The following is a 22,422-nucleotide window of genomic DNA, read 5'->3' as shown; positions in this document are numbered from 1 at the left end:
CCGGGTCGGCACCGGTTGCGGACACCAAGTAATTTGTTTTATGCAAACTGCTGGAAGCTAATGGGGGTGGCGAAGCGTGGCACGTCGAATTGTTTATGCAGAATCTCCACACTACTATGCGGATGACGACAGAAAGCCGCCGAAGATCGACGAGCGACTTGATATAGACTGGAGAACTCCCATTCATATAGACGATTGGACAGGCGATGTTTCGTCAGCGCGGCCAAGCTACGAAGTCAAGAGACTGGGATGGGCGTCGATGGGGGCGGTGGGACGGCTTACGGTACCAGATGAAATAGCATGGTTAGAGAAGGCAATGCTCAACGAGCCGGATGGCGGACTCGTTGCGCGCGTCAATGAAACTAACGTGAGCAATGGTGAAGGAGACACCAGCGGGTTTCGGATCGAAGTATTGACTGGAGCCGATGCCAAGGCTTTTTTCCGGAATGAAACGTGGGAGGATCGGAGCGCCTTTCTTGCCAAACATTGGTGGAAAATAGCCATCGCTATTGTCGTTTTATATTGGTGGCTCCGCTAGTTACCCCCCCTCGCGCCAACATGCGGCCCAACACGATGCCTGCGGAAAGCTTCGCTGACCGCGCCGTCAGCCTTCCAGTAATGCGTTAGAGGGGTGAGTAGCTTCCGACTGCAATCGAGAAATGGTGCTGCCACTGACATGCAACGAACTGGCAACATCAGAACGCGCCTCGCCCGCCGCTAATCTCGCCAGTGCCTCCCTGCGCTGCTGCATGGAGAGCTTCGGCTTACGGCCGAACTTCACCCCCATCGCCATGGCACGGGCGCGGCCATTCGCGGTATTCTCCAGAATTCTGCGCCGCTGCCACTTCGCCGCCCATCCGACCAGGAACAGCACAAGGTCGGACATTTCCGAGGTCGTGTCGATGAACGGTTCGTCCAGCAGTCTCAGAGCGGCGCCGGCTGCCGTGACGGTCCGCATGATACTCAGCAGATCGAACGGATCCCGCGCGACGCGGTCACTTACCACGGCGTAAACCACGTCCCCCGGTTTTAGCCCCCTCATGAGCCGTCTGAGTTGAGGCCGGTTCGCATCCTTGCCGCTCTTTTTTTCAAAAAAGATCCGTTCACAGCCCGCAGCCCTGAGCCGCTCCACCTGTGCTGACAAGTCCTGAGCTTCAGTCGAGACCCGCGCATATCCATATTTCATTCACGTGCGCCTCCCTGTTGTTCCAAAAGTCACGAGATTTGCAACATCCCTGCCCTGATATTTTTGCCCATATTCTCGAAGCTGGTCACGACTGTTTGCCTAAATTTTGCGCATAAAAGCCAACGCCGCGTTAGTTAGCGCAGCCTTATGTTCGGGCTCAAAAATCGTGAGTTCTGGATAGAGATTGAGCCCTTCTGTCCTTCCAGAAACAGGCACATCCTTGATGCTTCCCGCAATCGTTGCTGTCGTCTCGGCCGGCCTTCGCTCGGCATGCAATCCACTTTGGCGCCAACCTCGAACTCATCGAGCAACAGGTCCGACGATAAAAGCCAAATCCGTTGCGGCGTTGGGCTGTCTCCTGCTGGCTGCCGCAGGGTGCAGTGACAGCAACAAGCCCAAGACCGTTGTCGTAGACCTATCCCAGATCCCGGCCGTCACCATTCCGGCACCTTCTATAATCGAACAGGCTCGCCTTGACGCCAGTGCCGCGTTCTCGGGGATCGACGCTCTCAAGGGCGCCGGAGCTGGCATATCCACCGTAGAGCTTGAGAAGCGTCTAAAAGCGATGGGGTTCGGGGTCGAGGTCAAGAAGGACAACCTGCCCTTGTTCCTCGGCAACGTGGACGGCCAGTTCCATGGCGTTGTCTATCCCGAAGGCCGAACCACTATCTCCGCCATCAAGGGTTTTTCCAGCGGGGGACGCAATATGCTGGAGCGGTTCCGCGCGAACCTCATCCTCGACCGCATCGAGCGGGTCACCGACGAATGGTCGGTGGTGATTGGGAAGCTCCCTGCCGACATCGCCAACATCCCCTATTTCCTGCAGCCGAGTTTCGGCATGGAGGCGGACGATCGCGGGCTTGATCCCACCTTCGTCAATGTCCGCCTTGCGAGGTTCGGCGTCAAACTCCCCATGACCACTGATCATCGCGCCGCCGATCAGCCCCAGAGCTCGATCGGGAAATGCTTCACCCGAGGTGGTGATGCTCTACCCGACAAGGACTGCAAGGATGTCATCGTTGGATACTCGGCTTCCTATTTTGTTAAGGACGAGCAGTCTTCGACGGCGAGTGCCTGCCGCGGCGAGATTTGTGCCCTCAGTCTCTACATCAAGGACAGCCAGCTCGACTGGGACATCCAAAAGCAGATCTCAGGCGCTGGCAGGGCTATCTTTGTGAAGGCCTTTGGTGAGCCCGACCCTGAGACCAAGTGATGCGTTACAGTGCATGCAAACGACCGCTTCTCTGGGCTGTCGGCGCCGCCATTCTGGTGGCGGCCCCCGCAGCGGCCCAGGAAGAACCCACGCAGCCGATTCCGACCCAGAGGTTCAAGCTCGACCGGCGCGACGGGTGCTTCCGCTACATAGGCAATGCCGTCGAATTCGTCGGCCGCTTCAAGGCCGGGAGCTACATCGGCGTGTCCATGATCACCATTGGCGGCGACGGCATGCCGACCCCGCCCGCCGATGAGGACCGGACACCGGCAATGGATTTGCCGGCGTGGTCAAGTGCCTCACCCCATTCCTGGTTCGGCCCGACAACCAGCAGCCGCGATTACGCGATCACCTTCGCGCCCCGTGCCTTTTGGGGCAGCTCCGCTATCGTCACCATTTGCGGCCGCCAGTCCCCACCAGAAAACTGAGGGAGCGCTCACGGGTATAAATAGCCCGGTGACAGCCGCCAGAAAGCGGGAAGCTCCAGCCGCGTCATCGCTCCCGAACTGCCCGAGCAACCGCGATTGCCATTACATCAGGCGCGTCGTGTAATGAGCCTAAGGCTGAATCGCATTCGCCAGTTGCGCCGTGCCACGAAAGCATGCGGGGAACAGCCAGACGCCAGCGGTGACAAATGAACCTACGGGAAGTCATATGCGACAACATCTTCGCGCAGAGCGTATTGGAACAATGCAGCGAAAAAGTCTCCAAATTTCAGAACCCATTTGTCAATGCTGTTTATGATTGGCAACCCCTCCTGACTGGCGTTTTCGCCCTGATCGGCGCCTGTCTGCTTTGGGTCCAAATTCGAGACCAAAAACAACAATCCCGCCTTGAGAGAGAACAAATTGCGCTGGAACGGAGACGCGAGAATCTGGCAGCGCGGATCGGACTCCCGCACGCCCTTGCTGATCTGAACAAGTACTGGGCGGCTTGCTTCGAGGCGTGGAAGAAAAAGGACCCCGACAGGCGACCAAAGCCGCCACCCTTCGACGCGCTTAGAACTGTGATGGAAGCGGCTGTCCTTGTCGATGAACAAACATATCGCAGCATGCAGTTGCTGGTAATCCATGCGCAGGCGTTCGAATCCAGGGTGGACACACCCAAATCGGAGCGAGCGCTCAATTTCTTTGAGACGATGGTCTTTGATATCGCACGGCTGACTTACCTCACCAACCGCCTTTACGATTTCGGCAGAATGAGAGCCGACAAGGCGCCCTATACGGAGCCCACCCGCAAAGATCTCGAGAGCGAACTCTACCGCGACCTCGGTATGTACGCGCTGCCGTCAGGCCACGAACTCAACAAGCGGATTCGACAGGCGATGGACCAGCAATTCGGCAAATCCCCAAATGACCCGAAAGATGGGGCAGATTCTGCGAAATAACCCTGTGGGTCGGGCTGGAGCGCGAGGGCCGGGCCAGGGGCACCCTCGCCTGGCCTTGGCCGGTTCGATGCCGGCCTGAAGGACATTCCCGACGCAAAAAAGCCGGGGCATCGCTGCCCCGACCTAGAATAGCGGACCGTACTTACTCGGCGGCGATTGCCAAGCTTTCGCTCTCGACCTTGACCGGTGCCCGCAACGCTGCGGGAAGCCAGCCCTTGCCGTCGAGTTCCTTCTCGGCCTGCAAGACGCCTTCGGGTTTCGGGGCGCGTTCAACCGCCTTCGCCGCATCTTCCGTGCACCCCGCCTCTCGCATCACACCCGCGATGTCGGCTTTCGACAGCCGCGAGAGAAACGCCGCTTCTGGTGTCCACCACAGGCGCATGTCCAGCCCGACCGCCTCTGCCATCAGGTCGGCTTGGGCTATGCGTTCCCTGCCGGTTTCGTGGCGGGCAACCACGGCGTTGAGATTGGCGGCGGTCACCACCGCCAGCAGGTCAAGCTGCACGTCCTGTGGCTGCGCTACCAGCCACGGCCAGAGGTCGCTGGGGTTTCCGGGCAATCGGTGTCCCCAACCTTCCATTACCTCGTTCCACCCGCTTAAAGCCCGGCAAGCATCCGGCTCCTTGATGGACGGAACCAGATTGCGGCGCTGGCCGGTAACCTCCACCGCCGTCTCGATACGCCCATAGTGGTAATCGTAGAACACGCGGCTCACCAGCGCATGCAGGATGGCGACCAATGCCACTCCGGGCCGGTTCGACAGCTCGACGCGCAAGGCTGCGGTGCGAACGGCTGTCAGTTCCTCGGTGAGGGTCGCCGACATGCCCGAGGTCTCGACTTCGGCCTCGTCCACCTGACGCGCTTCGTCGCTCTCGTTTTGGTCATTGGCATCGTTGCTGCCCTGCGAGGCGGCGAGGGCCTTGCGGTCTTCGGCCTTCACCAGCCCCGGCGTGACCTGCAAGTAGCCGCCATGTGCCACGGACACGATACAACCTGCCAGCCCCATCTCTTGCGGGTCAAAGGCCTCCAACGCGTTCTGGATAGCTTCAATGCGACTTTCCAGAACTTGCAACTTAGCCTCATCGGCCTCCATTTGCGGGTCGCCCTCGGCATAGGCATCGATGGCCTCGGCCAGTTCGTCATACTGCCTGGCCAGCGCCGACAGTTCCGCTTGCTCGTCCTCGGTCGGGTCACGCCGCACCGCATGGATACGCCCGAACCCACCGCCATGGATGAAACCGCTGTCGAGGCTGATTTCCACCCACTTCCAGCCCAACGGACGCACTTCGCCTGCGGCCGCCTCGAGCCTTTCACCGGCAAGCTTCACCAGCAAGGGCCGGTCGGTCATGAAGGTCAGGCCGTCATCGGCGAACAGGTCGCGCAGCACCCCGCCCCCCGCCGCCTCATAGGCCTCAATCCCGACAAACTGGGCCAGCCGGTCAGTGCCGCGCACATGGGCGCTGGTCAGAAACGAGCGGATGTTGGATGGATCGCGGCTCCAGCCGTCCTGCTCGAACCACGCTGCTTCCTGCGCCATGTGGTCGTCGGACACGGCAAGGGCCTTGGCCTGTTCAAGGGTTACTTCATCGGCTCGCATGGCATCAAGAATGCGCGGTGAAAGGCTGGCGAGTTTGAGCCGCTGGCGCACTGTGACAACAGACTTGCCGAAACGGGACGCAATGTCCTCCGCCGCCATGCCCTGTTCGACAAGGTCGCGGTAGGCAATCACCTCGTCCACCGCGTGCATCGGCTGTCGCTGGTCGTTTTCCGCCAGCGAAATCTCAGTGTCATTGCCTTCCTCGGCCACGATTGCCCTGACCTGATAATCCTTGGTTACTGCCACGCCCTGCACCGTGCGGCCTTCATCCAGCAGCAGGCGCAGCGCGCCCAGACGCCGCCCCCCGGCAACGACCTCGAACTTGGCTCCCTTCGCAGCTTTACGGGTCACAAGATTATGGATGAGGCCGTGGGCCTCGATACTGGCGGCCAGTTCGGCCTTGCCTGCCTCGGAACTGACGCGGCGGACGTTGGCTTTGCTCGGCACCAGCTTGCCGAGCGGGATGGTGATTTCAGCGGTGTTCATGGACTTGCTCCTTTGATTTCTCGTTTCAGGTTCCCCGTTCCCTTCGGGTTCAGGTCCCCTGAACCCCTGCCTCGCGGCGAGTAGCGGGGAGAGAGGGGGCAAGTCCCGGGGGCGGAGGGGTCTCCCCGGTCTGCACGGAGCGAAGCGGAGGAAGATGGGGGAAACCGACCGCGGCGGCTTGCGGGGAGAGAGGGCCGCGCGCCTCTTCCCCTCACACAACAAGCGTGCCGCCAGGCACATCCCTATCGGCGCAGCCATGCCGCGAAGCGGCCCCAACAAAAAAGGGCGTACAAGGCGGAAGCACCGAAATGCCCACCAGCGGGACCAAGTCAGTTCGGTGCTGGAGAAAGTTCGTGGCCCTGAGACCGGTTCAACAGGGCGGCCTAAGGAGCGTCAGCATAGCGCCGCCGCAGGCGGGACGCGGGACTGACCGCCCCCGGCGAGGGGTGCCATTTGTTCAAATGACCACGAGCTTCCAAGTTTTGGTGTTCATGCTATGTTCAAGACTGGAGGGAAGCATGTTTGAAAATTTGCAGCGCGAACTTGAACGCCTTTCGAGAACGACCTCGATAAGTGTCCCGATAGAGTCGGATGCAGACGGGTATCACGACCGCGAATGCCCTGCTACGGAATGCATGTTCTCGTTCAAGATCCATAGCGACGACTGGCGGGATATCGTTCGCGACGAGGAAGTGTTTTGTCCATCGTGCCGTCATGCCGCGCCCGCGAAGTCCTGGTATACGACCGAGCAAGTTGAACAAGCCAAGGAATACGCGCTCAACAAATTGAAAAGCGGTATCAACGCGGCGATGCGTGCGGACGCCGATGCCTCCAAGCGCCGCCAGAACCGCAACTCCTTCATCCGGATAACGCTAGAGGTGAAAGGCGGCCATGATACCTTGCTGGTGCCTTTGTCGGCCGCCAAACCCATGCAGCTCAAAACAACCTGCGAAGGCTGCAACTGCCGCTATTCGTATATCGGCGCGGCATATTTCTGCCCCAGCTGCGGCAAGAATTCGGCGACCCACACCTTCACGCAGACCTTGGCTGCCATTCGGACGGCGGCCAATCTCGGACCCACGCTTCGTCAAACGCTCGACGTCGACGCCGCGGAGATCATGACGCGGACCTTGCTGGAGAAGGCTATGCAGGACACGGTTACGTCGTTCCAGCGACTTTGCGAGCAACTCTATGAAGCCAAAACAGGCGCCGCAGCCCGCCGCAATGCCTTCCAGAGCCTCGACGCCGGTTCTGACCTGTGGGAGCCGATTGTCAAGGAATCTTACGCTGATATGCTGGGAACAGCTGACCTTGGCCGGTTGCGGATATTCTTCCAGCAGCGGCATCTTCTGGCCCATCAGCAGGGTATGGTCGACAGTGACTATGTTCAGCGAAGCGGCGACGCCAGCTATCAGGTCGGGCAGCGCCTTGTGGTCCGCGACACGGGAGTACTCCAGTTCGCCGACCTCGTGGAAAGGCTCGGCGCCGCGCTCATCGCCAAGGTGTAGGTCAAAAGACGTCGATCATAGCCCCTTGCGGGCTCGTCTGGATCCGAACCCGGCCATCCTTGCGCGTGCTGAGGACGCGTCGGCGTTCTCCGTTAAGTTCGAACCCCCGGCATCGATGCCTGTACCAGCTCACTGTGTCTTGAGAGGCGTATTCCAGGCCTGAGTCGGATATGACAACGAAATAGGGTTTGAGGCCGGTTTCGTCGAAGAGACGCTCGCTGCACCCGTTGCGCCGGCCATGATGCGATGCAACGAGAATGTGGACCTCGCCCATGGCATCGCGGAAACCCTCGCGAGCCAACAGACGGTCCCACCCTGCAACCTCCATATCACCCGGAAAGCAAATCTTGATGCCATGGCTCTCGATGATAGAGACGAGACTGAGGTTGTTCTCGTCCTCGAAATCCGTCGGATAGCGGTTCCAGAAGCATTGAATCTTGAAGTCGCCATAGTCGACATTGCTGATGATCGGTCTGGTATATCTGGCCATCATATCCGCAAGGGCATCAATGCCGCGGCCTATCCCGCCGATCCCCTTCAGGCGCCGGAGGTTCTGCGGCGACACCGAGGGATTTTTCGTCAAGGTTCCTACGCTGACGGTGTCCACCAGATTGTGCAGGTCGCTCGCATGGTCTTCGTCGAAATTCGAAATGATGAGGTTGTCGATGTAGGAAATGCCTCGGCGCGGCAAATAGGTCGACGGCCGCCAGTTGGTGGTCGAGTTGTGGCCTGCATCAATCAGGACGTGCCTGTTGGTGCTGGTAACGATATGCGAGCACTGTCCGTGCTCGACATCGAAAATCCTGAGGTCCATTGGGTTAGTTGCCCGTAATCGCCGCATTGCGAGCAGCAGGCGTTTGCTGCAGCTGGACTTTGTCACAGGTCGCGAGCAAGGCCGTGGCGTACTGGATTCCAGCTTCATACACCCAGCGGTTCGAGACCACGAAGATCCAGATCAGTATCGCAAACGCGTTCACGGCCATGGCGGACAGCACCGCCGGACCCAGCGGGGTTAGGACCGTGATCGCGGCCCGCCACGCGTGTGCCTGGATGAGGTCAATGAAGCCGGGGTTGCTGTAGATGATGGCTCCTACCGAAGCTAGCAAGGTGATGACACATGCGGTGATGCCGATCGGCTTGAGGCCGCGCAGGTTGCGGCGAAAGCCGTACTGGGCATTTTCGCGGTTCACCATTGCGAATTCCTTCCCCCTAGCTCGCTCCTTGAGCCAGATCACGGCGGAATCGTAAACGGAATTGGCAGCGGCAGGATCCGCAGCCTCCTGCTCGGCGGTCGGGAACGCCGGCAGGTCTGGCACCGCGCCGCCCAGAAACGCATGGTAGCGCTTGCGGGTGTGCACATCGAGCTCGCTGGTGTGGCGAAGAAGGATTGTGGTCGGCCAGCCGCCCCACCGTTTGCGGAGCCCGGGTTCGATCCGGCGTCCCTTGGTTCTCGCCCATGACCCAAGCGCGTAGAGCAGCCCACACGACGTGGCAATCGTGAGCAACGTCGCTGCGACACTCGATAAGATTAACCAGGGAAACCACGCCATCACTGCCAGCAAAGGTGGAAAGATCGTCAGAAGGCCCGGAAACAATCGGGCCTGCCTGCCGTAGCCGTCGAACATCTGCGCGATATCAGTTGTGAGAGGAATTGCCATTGCTATTCCTCGTACTCGTCAGGATAGGTAGCAGGCGTCAGAGCGCTCCATCCGCTCCTGACAGGCGCACCGGCGGATGACGATCGAATATCCCGCCCCTCGGTCATATGCAGGTTGGCGCCGCGATGAATCACGGCGCGCATCACGACCTTTCGCGGATGATCTTCATCTTCCTTTGCCGAACTGATGATGGCTGTGAAGTGGCCTTGGGCAGGAGGATTATCGAGGCGTGGGCCCAAAATTCTATCTAGTAAGTCAGTAGTCAGGTTACGGCGCCCACCGTGATGCGGAACCTGAAAGCGATTGATGCCGGGGAGCGAAAGTCCTGCGGCAGGAGCGTAATCAATCAGTTCCGCCAAACCGTCGCGGCCGGTGTCGGCCGTTAGGAGAATCTTCTCGCCGCACATTTCAGCAAACTGCACCACGCTCATCTCGTTTTCGTTGCTTGTATCCTCTGCTGGGAACGCTTCGGCGCCCCATGCGGCCCTGATGAGAGCCACGGCCGTGATTGCCTTCTCGAGCAGGGTAGTGAAAATCCCGCCGCCGGTGACCTCCTCGACCCTGGCCTCCGGCGTCTTGTTTGACGTGACGATCAGATCGAGGAACCGTGCCCGGGTGGGAGCCATGACATGGAACGCGCCGATCCACGCGCCTTGGAAAGGTTCGCGGATTTCAATGCCCTTTTTGAGCGCGATATCCTCAAGGGCGGCCAAGTTGGCATAGGCTGACCGCAGGGTGGACCGCAAACGGTCGACGCTCGTGTAGGTTTCGAACCGCCCAATAAGCTCGTCCGCGTACAGCCATGGCCGGAGCATCCAAAGGACGCCGACCTCAAAATGCTCAAGAACAGCAATCAAGCCGCGTGCATGGTCACCATCGTTGTGGGTGGCCACGACATGGTCAATGAACGCAGGATTACCATAATGCGTGACAATATGATCGCGGAGAGTCTCCCCGGTCGTCGCGTAACCGCCGTCGACGACGTGGATATAATTCGTACCATCTTTCTCGTAGCGCAGCGCAATGGCGTCGCCGCTTTTCTTGGTCTCTACCCCAAGAAAATCGATCTCAAAATAGTCTGGCATGTGGTTTCCCCTCCCCTCGGCTCCTTGAAAACTACTACAAACGCTTTCCGTCGCAAAGTTTTGTTGTCAAGTGCGACTTCAAGCGCCTGATTACAAGGGCGCTTATACAGAGCAATGCGGAATGTCGGCAGCATCTTTGGGAACATAATCGACGGTAGGTGCTAGGCTGCCGGGCGCCTCGGCCATCGCGCTACCTGCTCTCCTATAGATCTGCCTTGGAAAAGACGGTCCGTGGTCCACGGATAGGTTGTCGCCCCGTAGGTTTCGCATCCGCTCTTCTCTTCGCTTGACTAAGTCCGGGGAAAACCGTGCAGATACCCAAAAAGTATCGGCCTAGCCCTCTGAGCCTCGAAAACTTGTTGACAGTCCCTTCCTTATGAAAATCTCGTTTTGTTTTTGCAAATACGGAATGCATTATTTGCGAAGCGGCAAAGGTGGGGACAGATCATGAAATTTTTCGTAAGGGGATCAATTGGAATTTGCTTGGCCGTTTCAGGGTGTGGAAGTGTTCCCAAGCTTCAAACCGACATCGGACTGCTGCGTATTTCGGACATTGTGGACAATATCCGGTGCGAGCTACAGGAAGGGCGAGACGGCAACACGAAGACAGGCGTCGGGCCGGCATCATTCCTGACCGAGAAAGAAGAGTGGAACGCTGGTGTCGACCTCTCTTTGAACGTGATTGCCGAAGGCGGTGGGAATGGAGCCGCCGGCAACGATGTGCCCTACATTCCACAAACCGCTACATTGGCTCTTTCCACGGACGTAACAGGCACGGCCGACCGGCAGGTCGGCTACAAGTTCACGATCGGCCTTGGCAAAAGGGATCAAATTGACTGCAACCACGATGCCGTTGAAGCACGCAGGTCGCATGGCATCCGCCTGGTGGGGGACCTTGGTATCGCCAGTTGGCTGGCCCAGTTGCAGGATGCCTATGCGGAGACGCGGACCAAGCCGGAATCGGTTGCCTATACCCTGAGTTTCAAACTCGTCCAGAAGGGGGAAGCCAGCGTAAAAATCGTCAAGATTCCCTTTGACACCGCGCAAGCTAGCCTTGGTTTTGGTTGGAAAGGCTCGTGGACGGACACGAACAAGATCATCATCACCTTTGCCCCCAAGCCCGCCAAAACACCAAAGAAAGAGGCCGAGCGGCCAAAGCGCGCAACCAAGCTTCCGGAAGGTCAGAAGCCCAGGACGGTCGTCCCGCCACCGCCACCACCCGTGGACGAGGGCTCAAAGGAGAGGCTCCTAAGGGATCTCGACTTCCTGATTTTGCAGCAGAAACTCCAACAATAGACACAACGTGACCGGCGACCAGGTCCGAGCTTACGTGACCTAAATACTCAAAGGGTATTTTTGAAATGAGCAAAAACATTGTCGTGTTCTCCGACGGGACCGGACAGGACGGCGGAGTTCGCGCGGAGCAACGGATGAGCAATGTCTACAAGCTCTATCGGGCATCTCGTGTTGGCCCGGAAAGCCCCATCAACCCAACAGCCCAGGTTTCATTCTACGACCCGGGACTGGGCACTGAAACGACTGCGACCGGCATGACCGACGTCGTCCGGCGGGTACAGAAGCTGCTTGCATCCGTTTCTGGCACTGGCATCACCACGAACATCGCTGATTGCTACGAATTCATCATCAATCACTATCAACCGGGAGATCGCATCTTCCTTTTTGGCTTTAGCAGAGGCGCGTACACCGCCAGAGCGGTTGCGAACCTTCTTATGCTTTGCGGCGTACCGAGCCGCATGGGAGATGACCGTCTTCCGCGGTTCAGGAAGGCGACGCGTGACATTTCAGAGGAAGCCGTGCACACCGTCCTCGAACATGGCGCTGGGCATCCTCGGAAAGACTTTGAGGATGAACGGCTCGAACTCGCGCGCCGATTTCGGGAAAAGTATGGCTCGCATCATGAGACCGGAGAGGTAAACCGCTCAAATGCAGCGCCTCATTTCATCGGTGTGTTCGATACGGTGGCGGCACTGGGCGCAAAGGGAATGCGGCGCGCCATAATCCAGATCGGTCTTTACGCCGGTGTGTTCGGTCTCGGCGCCGTGGTGGCGTTCGTTCCCGCACTGGTTATTGCGGCAATCGCCAGTTTCTGGATTTCGTTCTGGGGAACCTTCTGGACGATTGTAGTCGCCGGGGCAGCTGTAGGCATGGCAGTGCTCCACCACAAGCAGCGCGGGTCCGTGCGCAAAACCATCAAGAATTTCCCCAACCCGGGTGACGTGCACAGCCATATCGCGGAGTGGAAGGGGGACAACTTCGACCGCCTTCTCAGCCGGTTCGTCAACTTTGCGCGATCGGCAAATGCGATCGACGAAACGCGCGAGGATTTCGCGAGAGTCGGCTGGGGATCGACCGTGGCTGCGCCCACCACAATTGATGGCCATGAGGTCCTCAAACAGTGGTGGTTTGCCGGCAATCACTCGGACATTGGCGGAAGCTACCCCGAGGCCGAATCGCGTTTGTCCGACATAGCGCTCCTTTGGATGATCGAAGAAGCGACCGCCATCCCGGATGGACTTGTTGTGGGCCCGGTCGTGGTCAACGGGGAGAGTTTCGAACGATCGATGGAAACGGGTGCGGCGCTGCACCTCTTCCCTTCCGCCGACGGTCTCCAGCATTGTGAGGTGGCAGGCATGAAAGACTTGATTGCGAGCCGGACCCCTGCCTGGCTGTCATGGTTAACCGCCAAACTGGGTTACAAGGTGAAGCTCAGGGATATCAATCCGGAAGCTGTAGTCCATCCCACCGTCGACGCCCGCTTTGAGTTCGCCGATGTCCCGCAGTGCGCCGGATTCGGACCTTACCGACCTGAGGCCCTGCGTAACCACAAGAAGTTTGCCCATTTTTACATCGAAGAAGCCACGCCTATCTAGGCAGCTAGATCTAGAAAAGCTCTGTATAGCCTTTGTGCATAAACCAACGCACCCGTTCGAGGTGACTGCGAAGAGCCTGGCGGGCACGGATTGGCTCCTTCACCGGATCGATACCCAATATGTCCTGCGCCATCTCGTCTCCGCTGGCACTGTCGGCGCACGCGTCCATGAGCTGCAAATAGGTCGTGAGATGCCTGTTGTCATAAGCGGTTAGATGGTCCGCCCAAGGGACTTCTGTTGCGATAGTTGGATCAGGCTTCCGGCGCGATCTGCTTTTCATCCGCTTCCGCTTTATGCCGTGAACCCCTGCCGCCTCGACGTTCACATGTATCGGCAAGTGGCACACTTTCAATATGTCGCCAAAGACTGCCCGCGGGCCTTGCCCGCAAACCCTGCGTGCGGTGGGAAGCTACAGGAAATCGGTACCTACACGGCTTATCAAGCTGTTGGGCTTACCATCGAGTACATCCGGAGTACCCAAGCTTGCGTAGCCACTATTTTGAGCCATATAACAGGGACAGATTCAGATTGAGGATTCTCGTTTGAAAACGAAATCGGTCCATGCCAATCCCAAAAAGAAGTCCCGACTGAGCATCGATGAGGGCTTGGTGATAAAAGCCATCATCGAGGGAAGTAAGCTCGTGGATCAGTCAGGCAAGGTTGTGGGACGCCTTGGCAACCGCAGAGGCGATCTTGTGAAGGGCTTCGGCAGCCAGAATGTTGGTCGAAAGGGCTCCATTATTCTCACTGACGTTCGCGGAACGAAGATTTTTGAAGCAGTAGTTGGATCGTCAGAATTAGCTTCCCATCCTTACGATTTAAGTTACAGTAAAGTTGTTACTCCCACGAAGGGCCGACGTATCGGCTCTTCAAAGGGTCACATTGTCGCGCCCGACAAACTTGAAAGGGCACCGACAGTGCAACCCGATACCGTTTCACAACCCTCGCCAACCAACGCGATGCCCAGGCACAACGTTGATATGAAAGCTCTCTTTGCCGAGATTGATAAGGTCAACTCGCGAGAAAAACTCAAAAAGCGCGCCGCCAAGACGGTAGAGAAATTTGACAAGGAGTGGGGCCTACGGCCCGATCCCGAGGAAGAGTTCGTTACGTTTCGTAAATCTAAGTAGCCCTTCGGGGCTACTTTCGTGTTTGGGGGGGACTTTTGGAGGGTCGTTACATTACGGCCTATCACGGCACGACGTCGGATAGGGCCGAGGCGATTATGGCGGGTGATTTCCAGTTGTTTCCTCGACCAGGATCTTGGTTGGGAACCGGATTCTACCTGTTTTATCGCGCTCCGGGACGCGCAGCGGAGTGGGCTCGAACAGTAGCCGACCGTCGTCGCAAAAAGGTTCCTGGTATCGCTCCAGCAGTCATTGAGTGTGAAGTCGACCTCGCCGACACCATAAATTTGCTAGACGATTCCGATGGTCATTGGGAAGCGCTAAAACGACTGGCAGCAGGCGCCATTGGTACGCCGCGCCAACTGGGGCCTTGGTCGATGGTATTTGATCCATCCAACCCCGAGCTTTTCCGGAACTATGACGATAATGATCTCGTCAATGCGTATGTCGACATCCTGAGCCAGCAAAGACCGGTTTCCAGCATCATGGCCGCATTTATCGAAGGTGCCCCGCTCTTTCAAACGTCGTGGCTCTACGATCATTCCCACCTTTGCATCTCGGTGCTTACCAAGGATGCAATCCGAAGCCGCAAACTCTTCGAGCTCTGAGTTCCGTAGATCGCCGACGTTGCTCCGGAGCTTGGCATGCTCCTACCATGTGGCGGATATCTCTGTTAGCATTCCATACCGGCCCTGAAAGGAGCGTCGACCAATGTACCTTGGTGTCAGAATTCGAGTCAGCAGATCAAATCGAAATCGTTTGGACCTAGTTGACCTCGCCCGCAGGCAGGTCGATCATCTTGGGCCGGCCGGAATCCGCTCGAAACGCAACCAGACCAACGAGCGCTTTGTGACAAAGGGCTATTTGCGGTTTGCCCCATTAACTCGAAGCCAACGCAGGAAATTAATGGTTCGCATTTCGAACCTGGGCGAGCCGGCGATTAAGGTCCAGCGGATCAAGAACCCCAACCGTCGTCCCCGATGAATGCCGCGGCTGCGTCCCTCGCTTGCTTGTAGCCACGGTAAAGGCGATATCCTATTGCAACGAATCGCTCTGAGCTTCCCAGAAGCCGGTCGTAATTAACCACTGCGCCCGGGCCAAGTGCGATGTCCAGGCCCGACGCGCCATTTCCGGCTCACTCTGGGGATCTAATTTCAGAGTGACACGCGCTACGTGGCGCCAATCGGCACCCTCAGCCTCCGCCATCAGTAGGACCGCGTACGTCGCGATGTGCGCCACATCATAGGCCGTGACCTTGGACACGTCCGGTGCCACATCATCGATCTCGCGTTCTGAGGTGGGAAGTAGTTCCTCGAGCCAGGCCTCTGCCTCCGGCGGAGGCACGTCGATATAACGGCCAATCGAGGTCAGGTGCGCTGCGATCTTGTCGCGCAGATGGTCGCGACTACCATAGCGCGCGTCGATGTCGGCGAGCTTCGTGTACAGCCCTCTACGCTTGCTGCGCGGAACATCGGCATCGCCCATAAAATAGTGACCCCGGCCAAGCGCACAGATGTTGCAGCCGGTTGCGGCCACCTCCTGCACGAACGCCGGAATGTCCTTTTCTCGCATCCGCTTCATAGCAAAGCCTCTCAGCACGACCTGCCTACCACAATGGTTCGAACTTTCAACCCTGCCGTGCACTCGGCGGACGAAGTGCCGTTAGGCTGGCCATTTCGCAGCTATGGACCGGAACGATCCCGCGCATTTCTCCCGCATGCCAATTCTGTGAGGCAATCGCGTAGTCGGCTTCGCCTGGCGGGCTATGTCCTATGTCCCCAGACGTGCGCTGACCTCGCCGCCCAATTCCCGACACTCGGCACGAGCCAATGTCACGCGGCCCCTTGATGGACGAGCCGATTCATGTTCTTCCTTGGGTGGCTCCCGTTCTCGGAAAGAAGCGCGATGGACATCATCCTCTATGTGATCGGCGCAGTCATTCTCGCTGCCGCCGGATATACGGGGTTCAAGTATCTGAATAAATCCAAAAGCGTCTCTGCCCGAAACAATTCGATTGCCGCGGGCCGTGACGTGAGTATAAAATCGCGGGCTAATGACAAGAAGTAACTATGAATGGCTCTCGTAATCGCGAAGAAAGGAAGTATAGCTTCCGCGCGCGACGTCATTATTACGGTCAACATCCATCTCAACACCCCGCCCACCTCGACCAATCTCGCCAACTTGATCAGCACGTCGTTGCAGGCCGATCCAGACGCTGTGAGCAGCGTTGGGCCGTCGCCGGCCGATGAGCGCAGCGTCGAGGAAGTTGTCACTGCCTACCTCATGATGGCCAGTTCCAGCGCAGCCCTTCCGGACAATCCCTACGAGAAACAGTTCGCCGGCATCGACGAACTGCGGATCCTGCTGCGAACGGCGATCGGCCTGTTCAAATCGCATGCCTATCTGAAGGCCCACGACCTGTTCCGTCAGGCCCTAGCCTCCGATTATGCTGGAGACCTCAAGTCCCGTATCGTCTATGACTACTTGGTGAGCGGCTATGTCGGCTATTCGCTGGCCAGCGACACGGAAGGTATCCGGCAGTTGATCGCTTCGGTGCAATCCGCTTTCGCAGGCTATATCGACCGTTCCACCGAACTGGCCATGGCGGAAGCCCACCAAGAAGTTGCTACGCGCCAGACTGCGGATGATATGCTTTTTGAGAACAAGGGCATCCTAGCCGAGCTACTAAACAAGTTCGGCCCGGACGACATTGCCTGCCTCAATCTCCAGGGTTTGCTTTACCGGCGCCTCGGCGAACGGAAGAGTTCGGGCGGACGCCGAAAACATTTCCTTGAGCTCAGCCGCAGCATTTTCGATCATTTGGCCAGCTTAGAGCTCAACCTGTCGGTGGAGCATTCCAACAACCGCGCGATCACGTTGATTCGCCTCTATGAATTGACCGGCGACGCGATGGCGCTTGCGGAAGCCGAGACCATCCTGAGCGGCATCGACTATCGCGTCACCTCGCTTCCCCTGGCCGATTTCCTGGCGCTGCCCAAGGCGCTTAACAATCACGGCAATGTCTGGAAACAGAAGCTTCAGGCAAACCCTGATGCCGACAGCTACACCTCAGCCGTCGAGAACTATTCAAGGGCCGAACGGTATTGGAACGAGCAACAGTCCCCCTACGAATGGGCGATGCTCCAGAAAAACAAAGCCGACGTGCGCTGTGTCTACATGAAGATTTTTGGCCTGAAGAAAGCTACCTTCGAGCGAGCGATGACCGAGATCATCGACTCGCTCAAATACCGAAGTCCCGATCACGCTCCGTATCAATATGAACGCTCTATGGAGGTGAAGCGCGAGCTCGAGAAACTTTTGGCCTAATTGGGAGCCGGTCCACAGCATTGGGCCTGCGGTCCCATGGCTTGTCTAAATTAAGCCGGTGGCGAAAACCATACAGCCTTGGTTGGCCCCGGGTCGCTACGAATGCTTCGGGACAGGACCGATTGCGTACCACTTGGCAATGAGCCCGACACACTGTGTTACCGCGACAACGGCCAGGAGAAGCATAAGCACCAGCGTCAGCACGAAGAAGGCCGAGCAGTGTTGATGGCTTTTCAAAAGCGCGTCTAAACGACGACAAGCGTTTGGTGCTTGTGGACGGAACAAAAAGGCGGCCTTTGCAGGCCGCCGAGTGTGGAGGATGTGTGCTTTAGAGCGAGGACGGGGCTTTTTCGATATCGCTGTGATCGGTCGGTGTTCGTTGCTGCTCCTGGATAAGTTCCTGGAGTTGGACGCCGTAGTGAGACCAGATGCTATCGGCGAGATCGTTGAGGAGCTCGAAGACAGCGAGCGCCTGTTCGGGTGTCCATTCGGGATTGATGAGGAAGTGGATACCACGACTGAGGCCGGACGGTTGAGGATCTGGTTTCATGCTGCGGGCACCTTTTCGCCGGAGGAGCGGCTGGTGCGTTTTTCGCGCTGTGCCTTTGATCGCTCGGCCGCTTCCTTGAAGCGGTAGGAATCGCCTTCGATGGAGATCACCTCGGATCGGTGCATGAGGCGGTCGACGAGGCTGACGACGCAGGCGGCATTGGGAAAGACCTCCGACCAATCAGCGAAGGGTCTGTTGGTGGTGATGATGGTTGAGCGTTTTTCGTAGCGCCGGCTGATGAGTTCGAACAGCAGGTCCGCATGACGGTTCGAGTAGGACAGATACCCGACCTCGTCGATCGCAAGAACGTCGGCGGCGGCGTAGTGGTGAAGGCGTCGGCGCAAGGCTGCGTCGCTGTCGAGGGCGGCGAGTTCGCCGAGCATCTCGCTGGCGGTTCGGAAGACGACGGTGTGACCGCAGATGAGCGCCTGGTGAGCGACATTGCGAGCAAGTGTCGATTTCCCGACGCCGTTGGGGCCGATAAAGACGATGTTGGCGGCATCGTTCATGAAGGACAGGGTCATCAGATCCTCGACGGCGGCGCGGTCGATGCGGCGAGGCCAGTGCCAGTCATAATCGGACAGTTGCTTGAAGTGGCCGAGCCTGGCGGCACGCGTGCGTCGCCGCATCGAACGGTCGGAGCGCTCCTCTTCTTCCCATTGAAGGACGGCGGCCAGCCAGTCCGCGTCAGCGATTTCGTCCCAATGGGTGATCAGGCCATTGAGGCGCAACGCCTTGGCCCGGTTGAGCAGGATGTCGGGATTATTCATCATCTTTGCCTCCAAGGGTCAGTTGGTCGTAGCTGTCGAGGCGATGCGGCCGTACCGTCGTATCCTTGCGCCGCACGTGTTCGGGCAGGCTCGTTTCGACCGGCGGCGGAGCACCGCGGGCGACCCGGCGGCGTTCCAGTACGTCGCGAACCGACCTCGAATGGGAGGCGCCGGCATGCAAAGCTTCCTCGACGGCGGCCTGCAGTTCCTGCGCGCCGTACAGGTCAAGCAGTTTCAGCAACGCGTTTGTGATCGCACCGATATTGGAGCCACGCTCGGCGGCCCGGATCATCAGGGTCTGGCAGGCCGGCACGGCGCGGGTCAGGCTGTTGAGGCCGCGATGCTGGCGCGCCTCGCGCTTGATTGCGACGAGTGCCTTGAGGTGCTGAGGGTCCTCGATCTGCTGGTCGCGATCATAGCTGCGACGGTGACTGGCGATCATCTTTGCGCCGTCGAAGACGCGGACCAGGCCGAGATCGGCGCGCACGCTGAGCGTGCGCCGGACATGAGCATGCGGTACCGAGTAATCGTTGAGGTCGAAGCGCACATAGGGCGTTTTGCCAACCTTGGCGGCGACCTGCTCCTCGACGGGGTATGGGTTGGCGGGCAGCGGCAGAAGCAGTGGCTGCTCTTGCGCAAACGCCTGGCGGACCGTCATCGTCCGGTCCTCGGGGCATGGCCGGTCGGCTGCCTGGTTGCGGCACCACTGTTCGGCCTGGGCGTTCAGATCGTCGAGATCGGTGAACTTGCGGGCGATGAAGAATGCTTCCCTTATATGCCGTATGGCGCGCTCGACGCGGCCTTTTTCGTTGCCCCGGGCAACCGCGACAGGACGTGGCTCGAACCGATAGAAGCCGGCGAAGGCAAGCAGCGTCGGATGGAAGCGGATCGCATCGCCCTGGCGCTCGAGCACCGCACTCTTGAGATTGTCGTAGAGCAGGACCCTGGGCAGCCCGCACCATGTGTTGAACGCGCCGACGTGACCGCGCAGGAAGTTTTCCATGCGCGCGTCGAGGAAGAAGCGCAGGTAGATGTCGCGTGAGTAAGAAAGCACCATCACGAACGCCATGAGCGGCCGGCGGGCGTTGCCGATCTCGATGTGACCGAAGTGGGCCCAGTCGACCTGTCCCTGCTCGCCCGGCAATGTGCGCAGCCGCAGGAACGCCTCGGCCGGCTTGCGGGGACGGTGCAGGGCGACCAGGTGCCGAAAGTGCGTCGGCAAGCCCCGGTAGCCGCGCTCGCGCACCATCGCATAAAGGCGGCTGGCGGTCAGCGAGGGGAACTTTTCCAGCGTCTGCTCAATGAATGGAAGATACGGGTCAATGATTGAGGCTCTCTGCAGCGGCTTGTGCCGGGGCAATCCCGCCTGGGCCAGAACGCGATGCACCGTCGTGTGATGGACATGCAATTGCCTGGCGATGGTGCCGCAGCGCCACTTCTCGGCGTGATACAGGCGCAGGATCTGCGCTTCCAGTTCGGGGCTGATGGTCATGATACGGGCTCTCCGTCTGCGTAGTCAGCTTCACGGGCATAACGAGGCCCCCGGCGACGCACGAAGCCGGTGCGAACGAACGGCGACAGTCGACAGTCGCAGCGCCGACAGCACGGCGTGGGCATGACCGATGTCGTCGCCCGCCCGGCGACGTCAGCAAAAGCAGCGACGACATCGTTCGAGGGACTGACCAGTAGTGAACCGGCAGGAGATGCAGGTGGAGAATGATGCGTCACTTTATTGTGCCGAGCCCGATATCGTCGGGCCCGGACCGCATGAGCCAGGCGTCCCCGGCGGCTGCGCTGATAACGTCGCCCCGCCTCGCGCACACTCTCGCGGCGGGCAGCACGGGCGCAGTCCTGGCCGCAGTAGCGCTGTCCCCGGTCGCAGCTGCGGCAGATCGTTACCTGCGAACGGCAGCGGCCGCACAGAAAGAAGCGGCCCGTGAGCATCCGCGACGATCCTTTCGGAGCGCCGCTGGGAGTTCGGGGAAAAGGTCGACGGAATGCGCTGACAATGCGATAATGCAGTCGCGCACCGTCAGTGGAGCGTGACACCGAGCCCGGACTTGCCAGTTGAGATCGGTGTTACGCCGGATTGTTTCTGGGCGCTGATTACCCGCAGATCTACCACAAGGCACGCGCATGGCGGGGTACGTCGAAAGCCGCCTCAGGGCGGCTGGAGACGTGCCCCGCGTCTATCCCTTCAACCTCCCATGATCAGCACCGCGCCGCAAAGGCGGCCGCCCGCTACAGCGCTAGTTGAAGAGCGCGCGGGCGGCCGCCTTTGCTCTTCCAGCGCTTCAGATCTTGTCGTCGTTTATCAGCGGGTTTCGACCGTCTTCGACAAGCAGCCCGAGCCGCACAACGGATCCAGGACCAAGCCGCCTACCGGGCATAACGCGCCTACGAGCCTCTGCAGACGGCTCAGAGATCGTCTGCCCAGGCGACTGACTGAACCGTCGCGCCGACAAGGCCGCGCGGCTCACCGCCAGCCAGCATACAGAGGGTATAAAAGCCCCTACCCGCACCTCAAACTGCCCCCCAGCATTGGCGCTGGCGGCGGGAGGAGCGATCCGCGATTCTTTCTCGCTATCAGTCACAGCGCATTGTGTTCCCGATCTGTTCGGCGCGCAAGGGACGGTGTATCCTTCCCACATGGAATCATCCAACACTCAGTCCAGCCACATCGAAATGTCGCCGCAACGTCCGAAAGCGCTTGATAATTGCGCCTGCGTCTACTGCGGCGGCGCCCTTTCGGCCGGCAACACATCACGGGAGCACGTAATTGGACGCCGCTTCGTGCCGAAGGGCAAACTACATGGGCAATGGAATCTGATTCTGAACGCTTGCCGCCAATGCAACTCACATAAGGCTGATCTTGAAGACGATATTTCCGCGATCACTCTCCAGCCCGATGCCTGGGGCCGCTATGGCCATGATGACGTGGGGGCGATAGAGGACGCGCGTCGCAAGGCAAATGATGCTCGCAGTCGTCGTACCCGGAAAACCGTCAAAGATAGTAGCGAAGGGATTAATATCCGCAGCAGCCTGGGACCGGGCGTCAACATCTCGTTCCAATTTTCTAGCCCGCCACAGATCGACGACAATCGCGCGTTTGAACTGGCACGAATGCATCTGATGGCGTTCTTCTACATGCAAACCTATAATCGCGAGAGCCGTCGTGGCCTATACTGGCCTCACGGCTATCACCCGGTCATGACCGCTAACCGTAGCGACTGGGGCAACGGGTTGATGGCCGGTTTCATGCGCGCTGTTGAACATTGGGATTGTCGCGCACTTGCGATCTCTGCTGAAGGTTTCTTCAAGCTCATCACGCGCAAGCATCCGTCCGCAGAAACATGGGCGTGGGCCTTGGAATGGAACCACAACCGCCGCTTAATCGGCTTTTTCGGTGAACGTGAGCCAGCACAGGCAATCGTAGACAGACTGCCAAGGTTGAGAAAGCACACGGTCTACCAGGCTCCCAATGAGTCTCTCTCCTATCGGACTGACGTCCCGCTGAACGAGGAGGACGATACCCTTTTCTCGGTCTTCGGTGAATCTGCGGAGCCCGAAAGCGCTCCTCACAGCTGAAACAGCATTTGCTGCTGGGCCGTCTCAGTTCGTCAAATCGTTCGTAGGG

Annotated in this window: 21 protein-coding genes; 12 read left to right on the top strand and 9 right to left on the bottom strand. The window is 58.9% G+C overall.

Translation table 11 applies throughout. The features are described from left to right. Window positions 1-76 precede the first annotated feature (76 nt). Window positions 77-538 (top strand): hypothetical protein, encoded by a 462-nt coding sequence (locus tag ACFSOZ_RS11705; RefSeq protein WP_379097541.1) that lies wholly within the window; start codon window positions 77-79, stop codon window positions 536-538. 66 nt (window positions 539-604) lie between these two features. On the opposite strand, the gene ACFSOZ_RS11700 is transcribed toward ACFSOZ_RS11705, so the two are convergent. Continuing rightward, window positions 605-1,186, bottom strand: coding sequence for a recombinase family protein (locus ACFSOZ_RS11700; protein ID WP_379097538.1), 582 nt, complete (start codon window positions 1,184-1,186; stop codon window positions 605-607). 223 nt (window positions 1,187-1,409) lie between these two features. On the opposite strand from ACFSOZ_RS11700, the gene ACFSOZ_RS11695 reads away from it, so the two are divergent. The 3 genes from ACFSOZ_RS11695 to ACFSOZ_RS11685 all read left to right on the top strand — a co-directional run bounded on the left by ACFSOZ_RS11695 (window position 1,410) and on the right by ACFSOZ_RS11685 (window position 3,786). Further along, window positions 1,410-2,399: a hypothetical protein gene (locus ACFSOZ_RS11695; protein WP_379097535.1), complete on the top strand. Its 990-nt coding sequence runs from the start codon at window positions 1,410-1,412 to the stop codon at window positions 2,397-2,399. Beyond that, window positions 2,399-2,827: a hypothetical protein gene (locus ACFSOZ_RS11690; RefSeq protein ID WP_379097532.1), complete on the top strand. Its 429-nt coding sequence runs from the start codon at window positions 2,399-2,401 to the stop codon at window positions 2,825-2,827. Before ACFSOZ_RS11695 ends, ACFSOZ_RS11690 begins: the two co-directional genes overlap by 1 nt. Before the next feature lie 206 nt (window positions 2,828-3,033). Continuing rightward, window positions 3,034-3,786, top strand: coding sequence for a hypothetical protein (locus ACFSOZ_RS11685; RefSeq protein ID WP_379097530.1), 753 nt, complete (start codon window positions 3,034-3,036; stop codon window positions 3,784-3,786). A 142-nt stretch (window positions 3,787-3,928) separates the two neighbouring features. On the opposite strand, the gene ACFSOZ_RS11680 is transcribed toward ACFSOZ_RS11685, so the two are convergent. Beyond that, entirely contained in the window at window positions 3,929-5,869 is a 1,941-nt protein-coding gene (locus ACFSOZ_RS11680) for a ParB/RepB/Spo0J family partition protein (RefSeq protein WP_379097528.1), read from the bottom strand. 518 nt (window positions 5,870-6,387) lie between these two features. Between ACFSOZ_RS11680 and ACFSOZ_RS11675 the strand changes: the two genes are divergently transcribed. Continuing rightward, window positions 6,388-7,377, top strand: coding sequence for a hypothetical protein (locus ACFSOZ_RS11675; protein ID WP_379097525.1), 990 nt, complete (start codon window positions 6,388-6,390; stop codon window positions 7,375-7,377). A 1-nt stretch (window position 7,378) separates the two neighbouring features. Here ACFSOZ_RS11675 and ACFSOZ_RS11670 read toward each other — a convergent pair whose 3' ends face one another. Genes ACFSOZ_RS11670 through ACFSOZ_RS11660 form a run of 3 tightly spaced genes read right to left on the bottom strand, consistent with a single transcriptional unit; the run spans window position 7,379 to window position 10,120 of the window. Beyond that, on the bottom strand, window positions 7,379-8,191 hold the full coding sequence (locus ACFSOZ_RS11670) for a ComEC/Rec2 family competence protein (RefSeq protein ID WP_379097523.1): 813 nt from the start codon (window positions 8,189-8,191) through the stop codon (window positions 7,379-7,381). A 4-nt stretch (window positions 8,192-8,195) separates the two neighbouring features. Then, window positions 8,196-9,035 carry a hypothetical protein gene (locus ACFSOZ_RS11665; protein ID WP_379097520.1) on the bottom strand — a complete coding sequence of 280 codons (840 nt, stop codon included), beginning with the start codon at window positions 9,033-9,035 and terminating at the stop codon, window positions 8,196-8,198. Window positions 9,036-9,037: 2 nt separating this feature from the next. Further along, entirely contained in the window at window positions 9,038-10,120 is a 1,083-nt protein-coding gene (locus tag ACFSOZ_RS11660) for a ComEC/Rec2 family competence protein (protein ID WP_379097517.1), read from the bottom strand. 447 nt (window positions 10,121-10,567) lie between these two features. On the opposite strand from ACFSOZ_RS11660, the gene ACFSOZ_RS11655 reads away from it, so the two are divergent. The 4 genes from ACFSOZ_RS11655 to ACFSOZ_RS11640 all read left to right on the top strand — a co-directional run bounded on the left by ACFSOZ_RS11655 (window position 10,568) and on the right by ACFSOZ_RS11640 (window position 14,746). Next, window positions 10,568-11,416, top strand: coding sequence for a hypothetical protein (locus ACFSOZ_RS11655; protein ID WP_379097514.1), 849 nt, complete (start codon window positions 10,568-10,570; stop codon window positions 11,414-11,416). A 65-nt stretch (window positions 11,417-11,481) separates the two neighbouring features. After that, entirely contained in the window at window positions 11,482-13,011 is a 1,530-nt protein-coding gene (locus ACFSOZ_RS11650) for a phospholipase effector Tle1 domain-containing protein (RefSeq protein ID WP_379097512.1), read from the top strand. Window positions 13,012-13,553: 542 nt separating this feature from the next. Then, window positions 13,554-14,141, top strand: coding sequence for a hypothetical protein (locus tag ACFSOZ_RS11645; protein WP_379097509.1), 588 nt, complete (start codon window positions 13,554-13,556; stop codon window positions 14,139-14,141). Between the two features lie 95 nt (window positions 14,142-14,236). Beyond that, complete coding sequence (locus ACFSOZ_RS11640; RefSeq protein WP_379097506.1) at window positions 14,237-14,746, top strand: hypothetical protein; 510 nt, start codon at window positions 14,237-14,239, stop codon at window positions 14,744-14,746. Window positions 14,747-15,173: 427 nt separating this feature from the next. Here the strand turns inward: ACFSOZ_RS11640 and ACFSOZ_RS11635 are convergent, their stop codons facing one another. Further along, window positions 15,174-15,719, bottom strand: coding sequence for a hypothetical protein (locus tag ACFSOZ_RS11635; protein WP_379097503.1), 546 nt, complete (start codon window positions 15,717-15,719; stop codon window positions 15,174-15,176). Between the two features lie 324 nt (window positions 15,720-16,043). On the opposite strand from ACFSOZ_RS11635, the gene ACFSOZ_RS11630 reads away from it, so the two are divergent. Both ACFSOZ_RS11630 and ACFSOZ_RS11625 read left to right on the top strand, forming a co-directional pair. Continuing rightward, window positions 16,044-16,205: a hypothetical protein gene (locus ACFSOZ_RS11630; RefSeq protein ID WP_167392335.1), complete on the top strand. Its 162-nt coding sequence runs from the start codon at window positions 16,044-16,046 to the stop codon at window positions 16,203-16,205. A 6-nt stretch (window positions 16,206-16,211) separates the two neighbouring features. Then, the gene (locus ACFSOZ_RS11625) at window positions 16,212-17,465 is read left to right on the top strand and encodes a hypothetical protein (RefSeq protein WP_379097499.1); all 1,254 of its coding nucleotides are present in this window, start codon (window positions 16,212-16,214) and stop codon (window positions 17,463-17,465) included. 328 nt (window positions 17,466-17,793) lie between these two features. On the opposite strand, the gene ACFSOZ_RS11620 is transcribed toward ACFSOZ_RS11625, so the two are convergent. The 3 genes from ACFSOZ_RS11620 to istA are packed head-to-tail and all read right to left on the bottom strand — an operon-like array spanning window position 17,794 to window position 20,277. Further along, window positions 17,794-18,015 carry a hypothetical protein gene (locus ACFSOZ_RS11620; protein ID WP_095085189.1) on the bottom strand — a complete coding sequence of 74 codons (222 nt, stop codon included), beginning with the start codon at window positions 18,013-18,015 and terminating at the stop codon, window positions 17,794-17,796. Further along, entirely contained in the window at window positions 18,012-18,788 is a 777-nt protein-coding gene (gene istB, locus ACFSOZ_RS11615) for an IS21-like element helper ATPase IstB (RefSeq protein ID WP_206073656.1), read from the bottom strand. The genes ACFSOZ_RS11620 and istB overlap by 4 nt, the downstream gene beginning before the upstream one ends. Next, window positions 18,778-20,277: an IS21 family transposase gene (istA, locus tag ACFSOZ_RS11610; RefSeq protein WP_095085188.1), complete on the bottom strand. Its 1,500-nt coding sequence runs from the start codon at window positions 20,275-20,277 to the stop codon at window positions 18,778-18,780. Before istA ends, istB begins: the two co-directional genes overlap by 11 nt. A 1,157-nt stretch (window positions 20,278-21,434) precedes the next feature. Here istA and ACFSOZ_RS11605 point away from each other — a divergent pair. Continuing rightward, window positions 21,435-22,373: an HNH endonuclease gene (locus ACFSOZ_RS11605; protein ID WP_379097496.1), complete on the top strand. Its 939-nt coding sequence runs from the start codon at window positions 21,435-21,437 to the stop codon at window positions 22,371-22,373. The last annotated feature ends 49 nt before the right edge of the window (window positions 22,374-22,422 follow it).

The organism is Mesorhizobium newzealandense (assembly GCF_042682145.1).
In the GTDB taxonomy this organism is placed as follows: Bacteria; Pseudomonadota; Alphaproteobacteria; order Rhizobiales; family Rhizobiaceae; genus Mesorhizobium; species Mesorhizobium newzealandense.
This window is presented reverse-complemented; position numbering and strand designations above follow the sequence as displayed.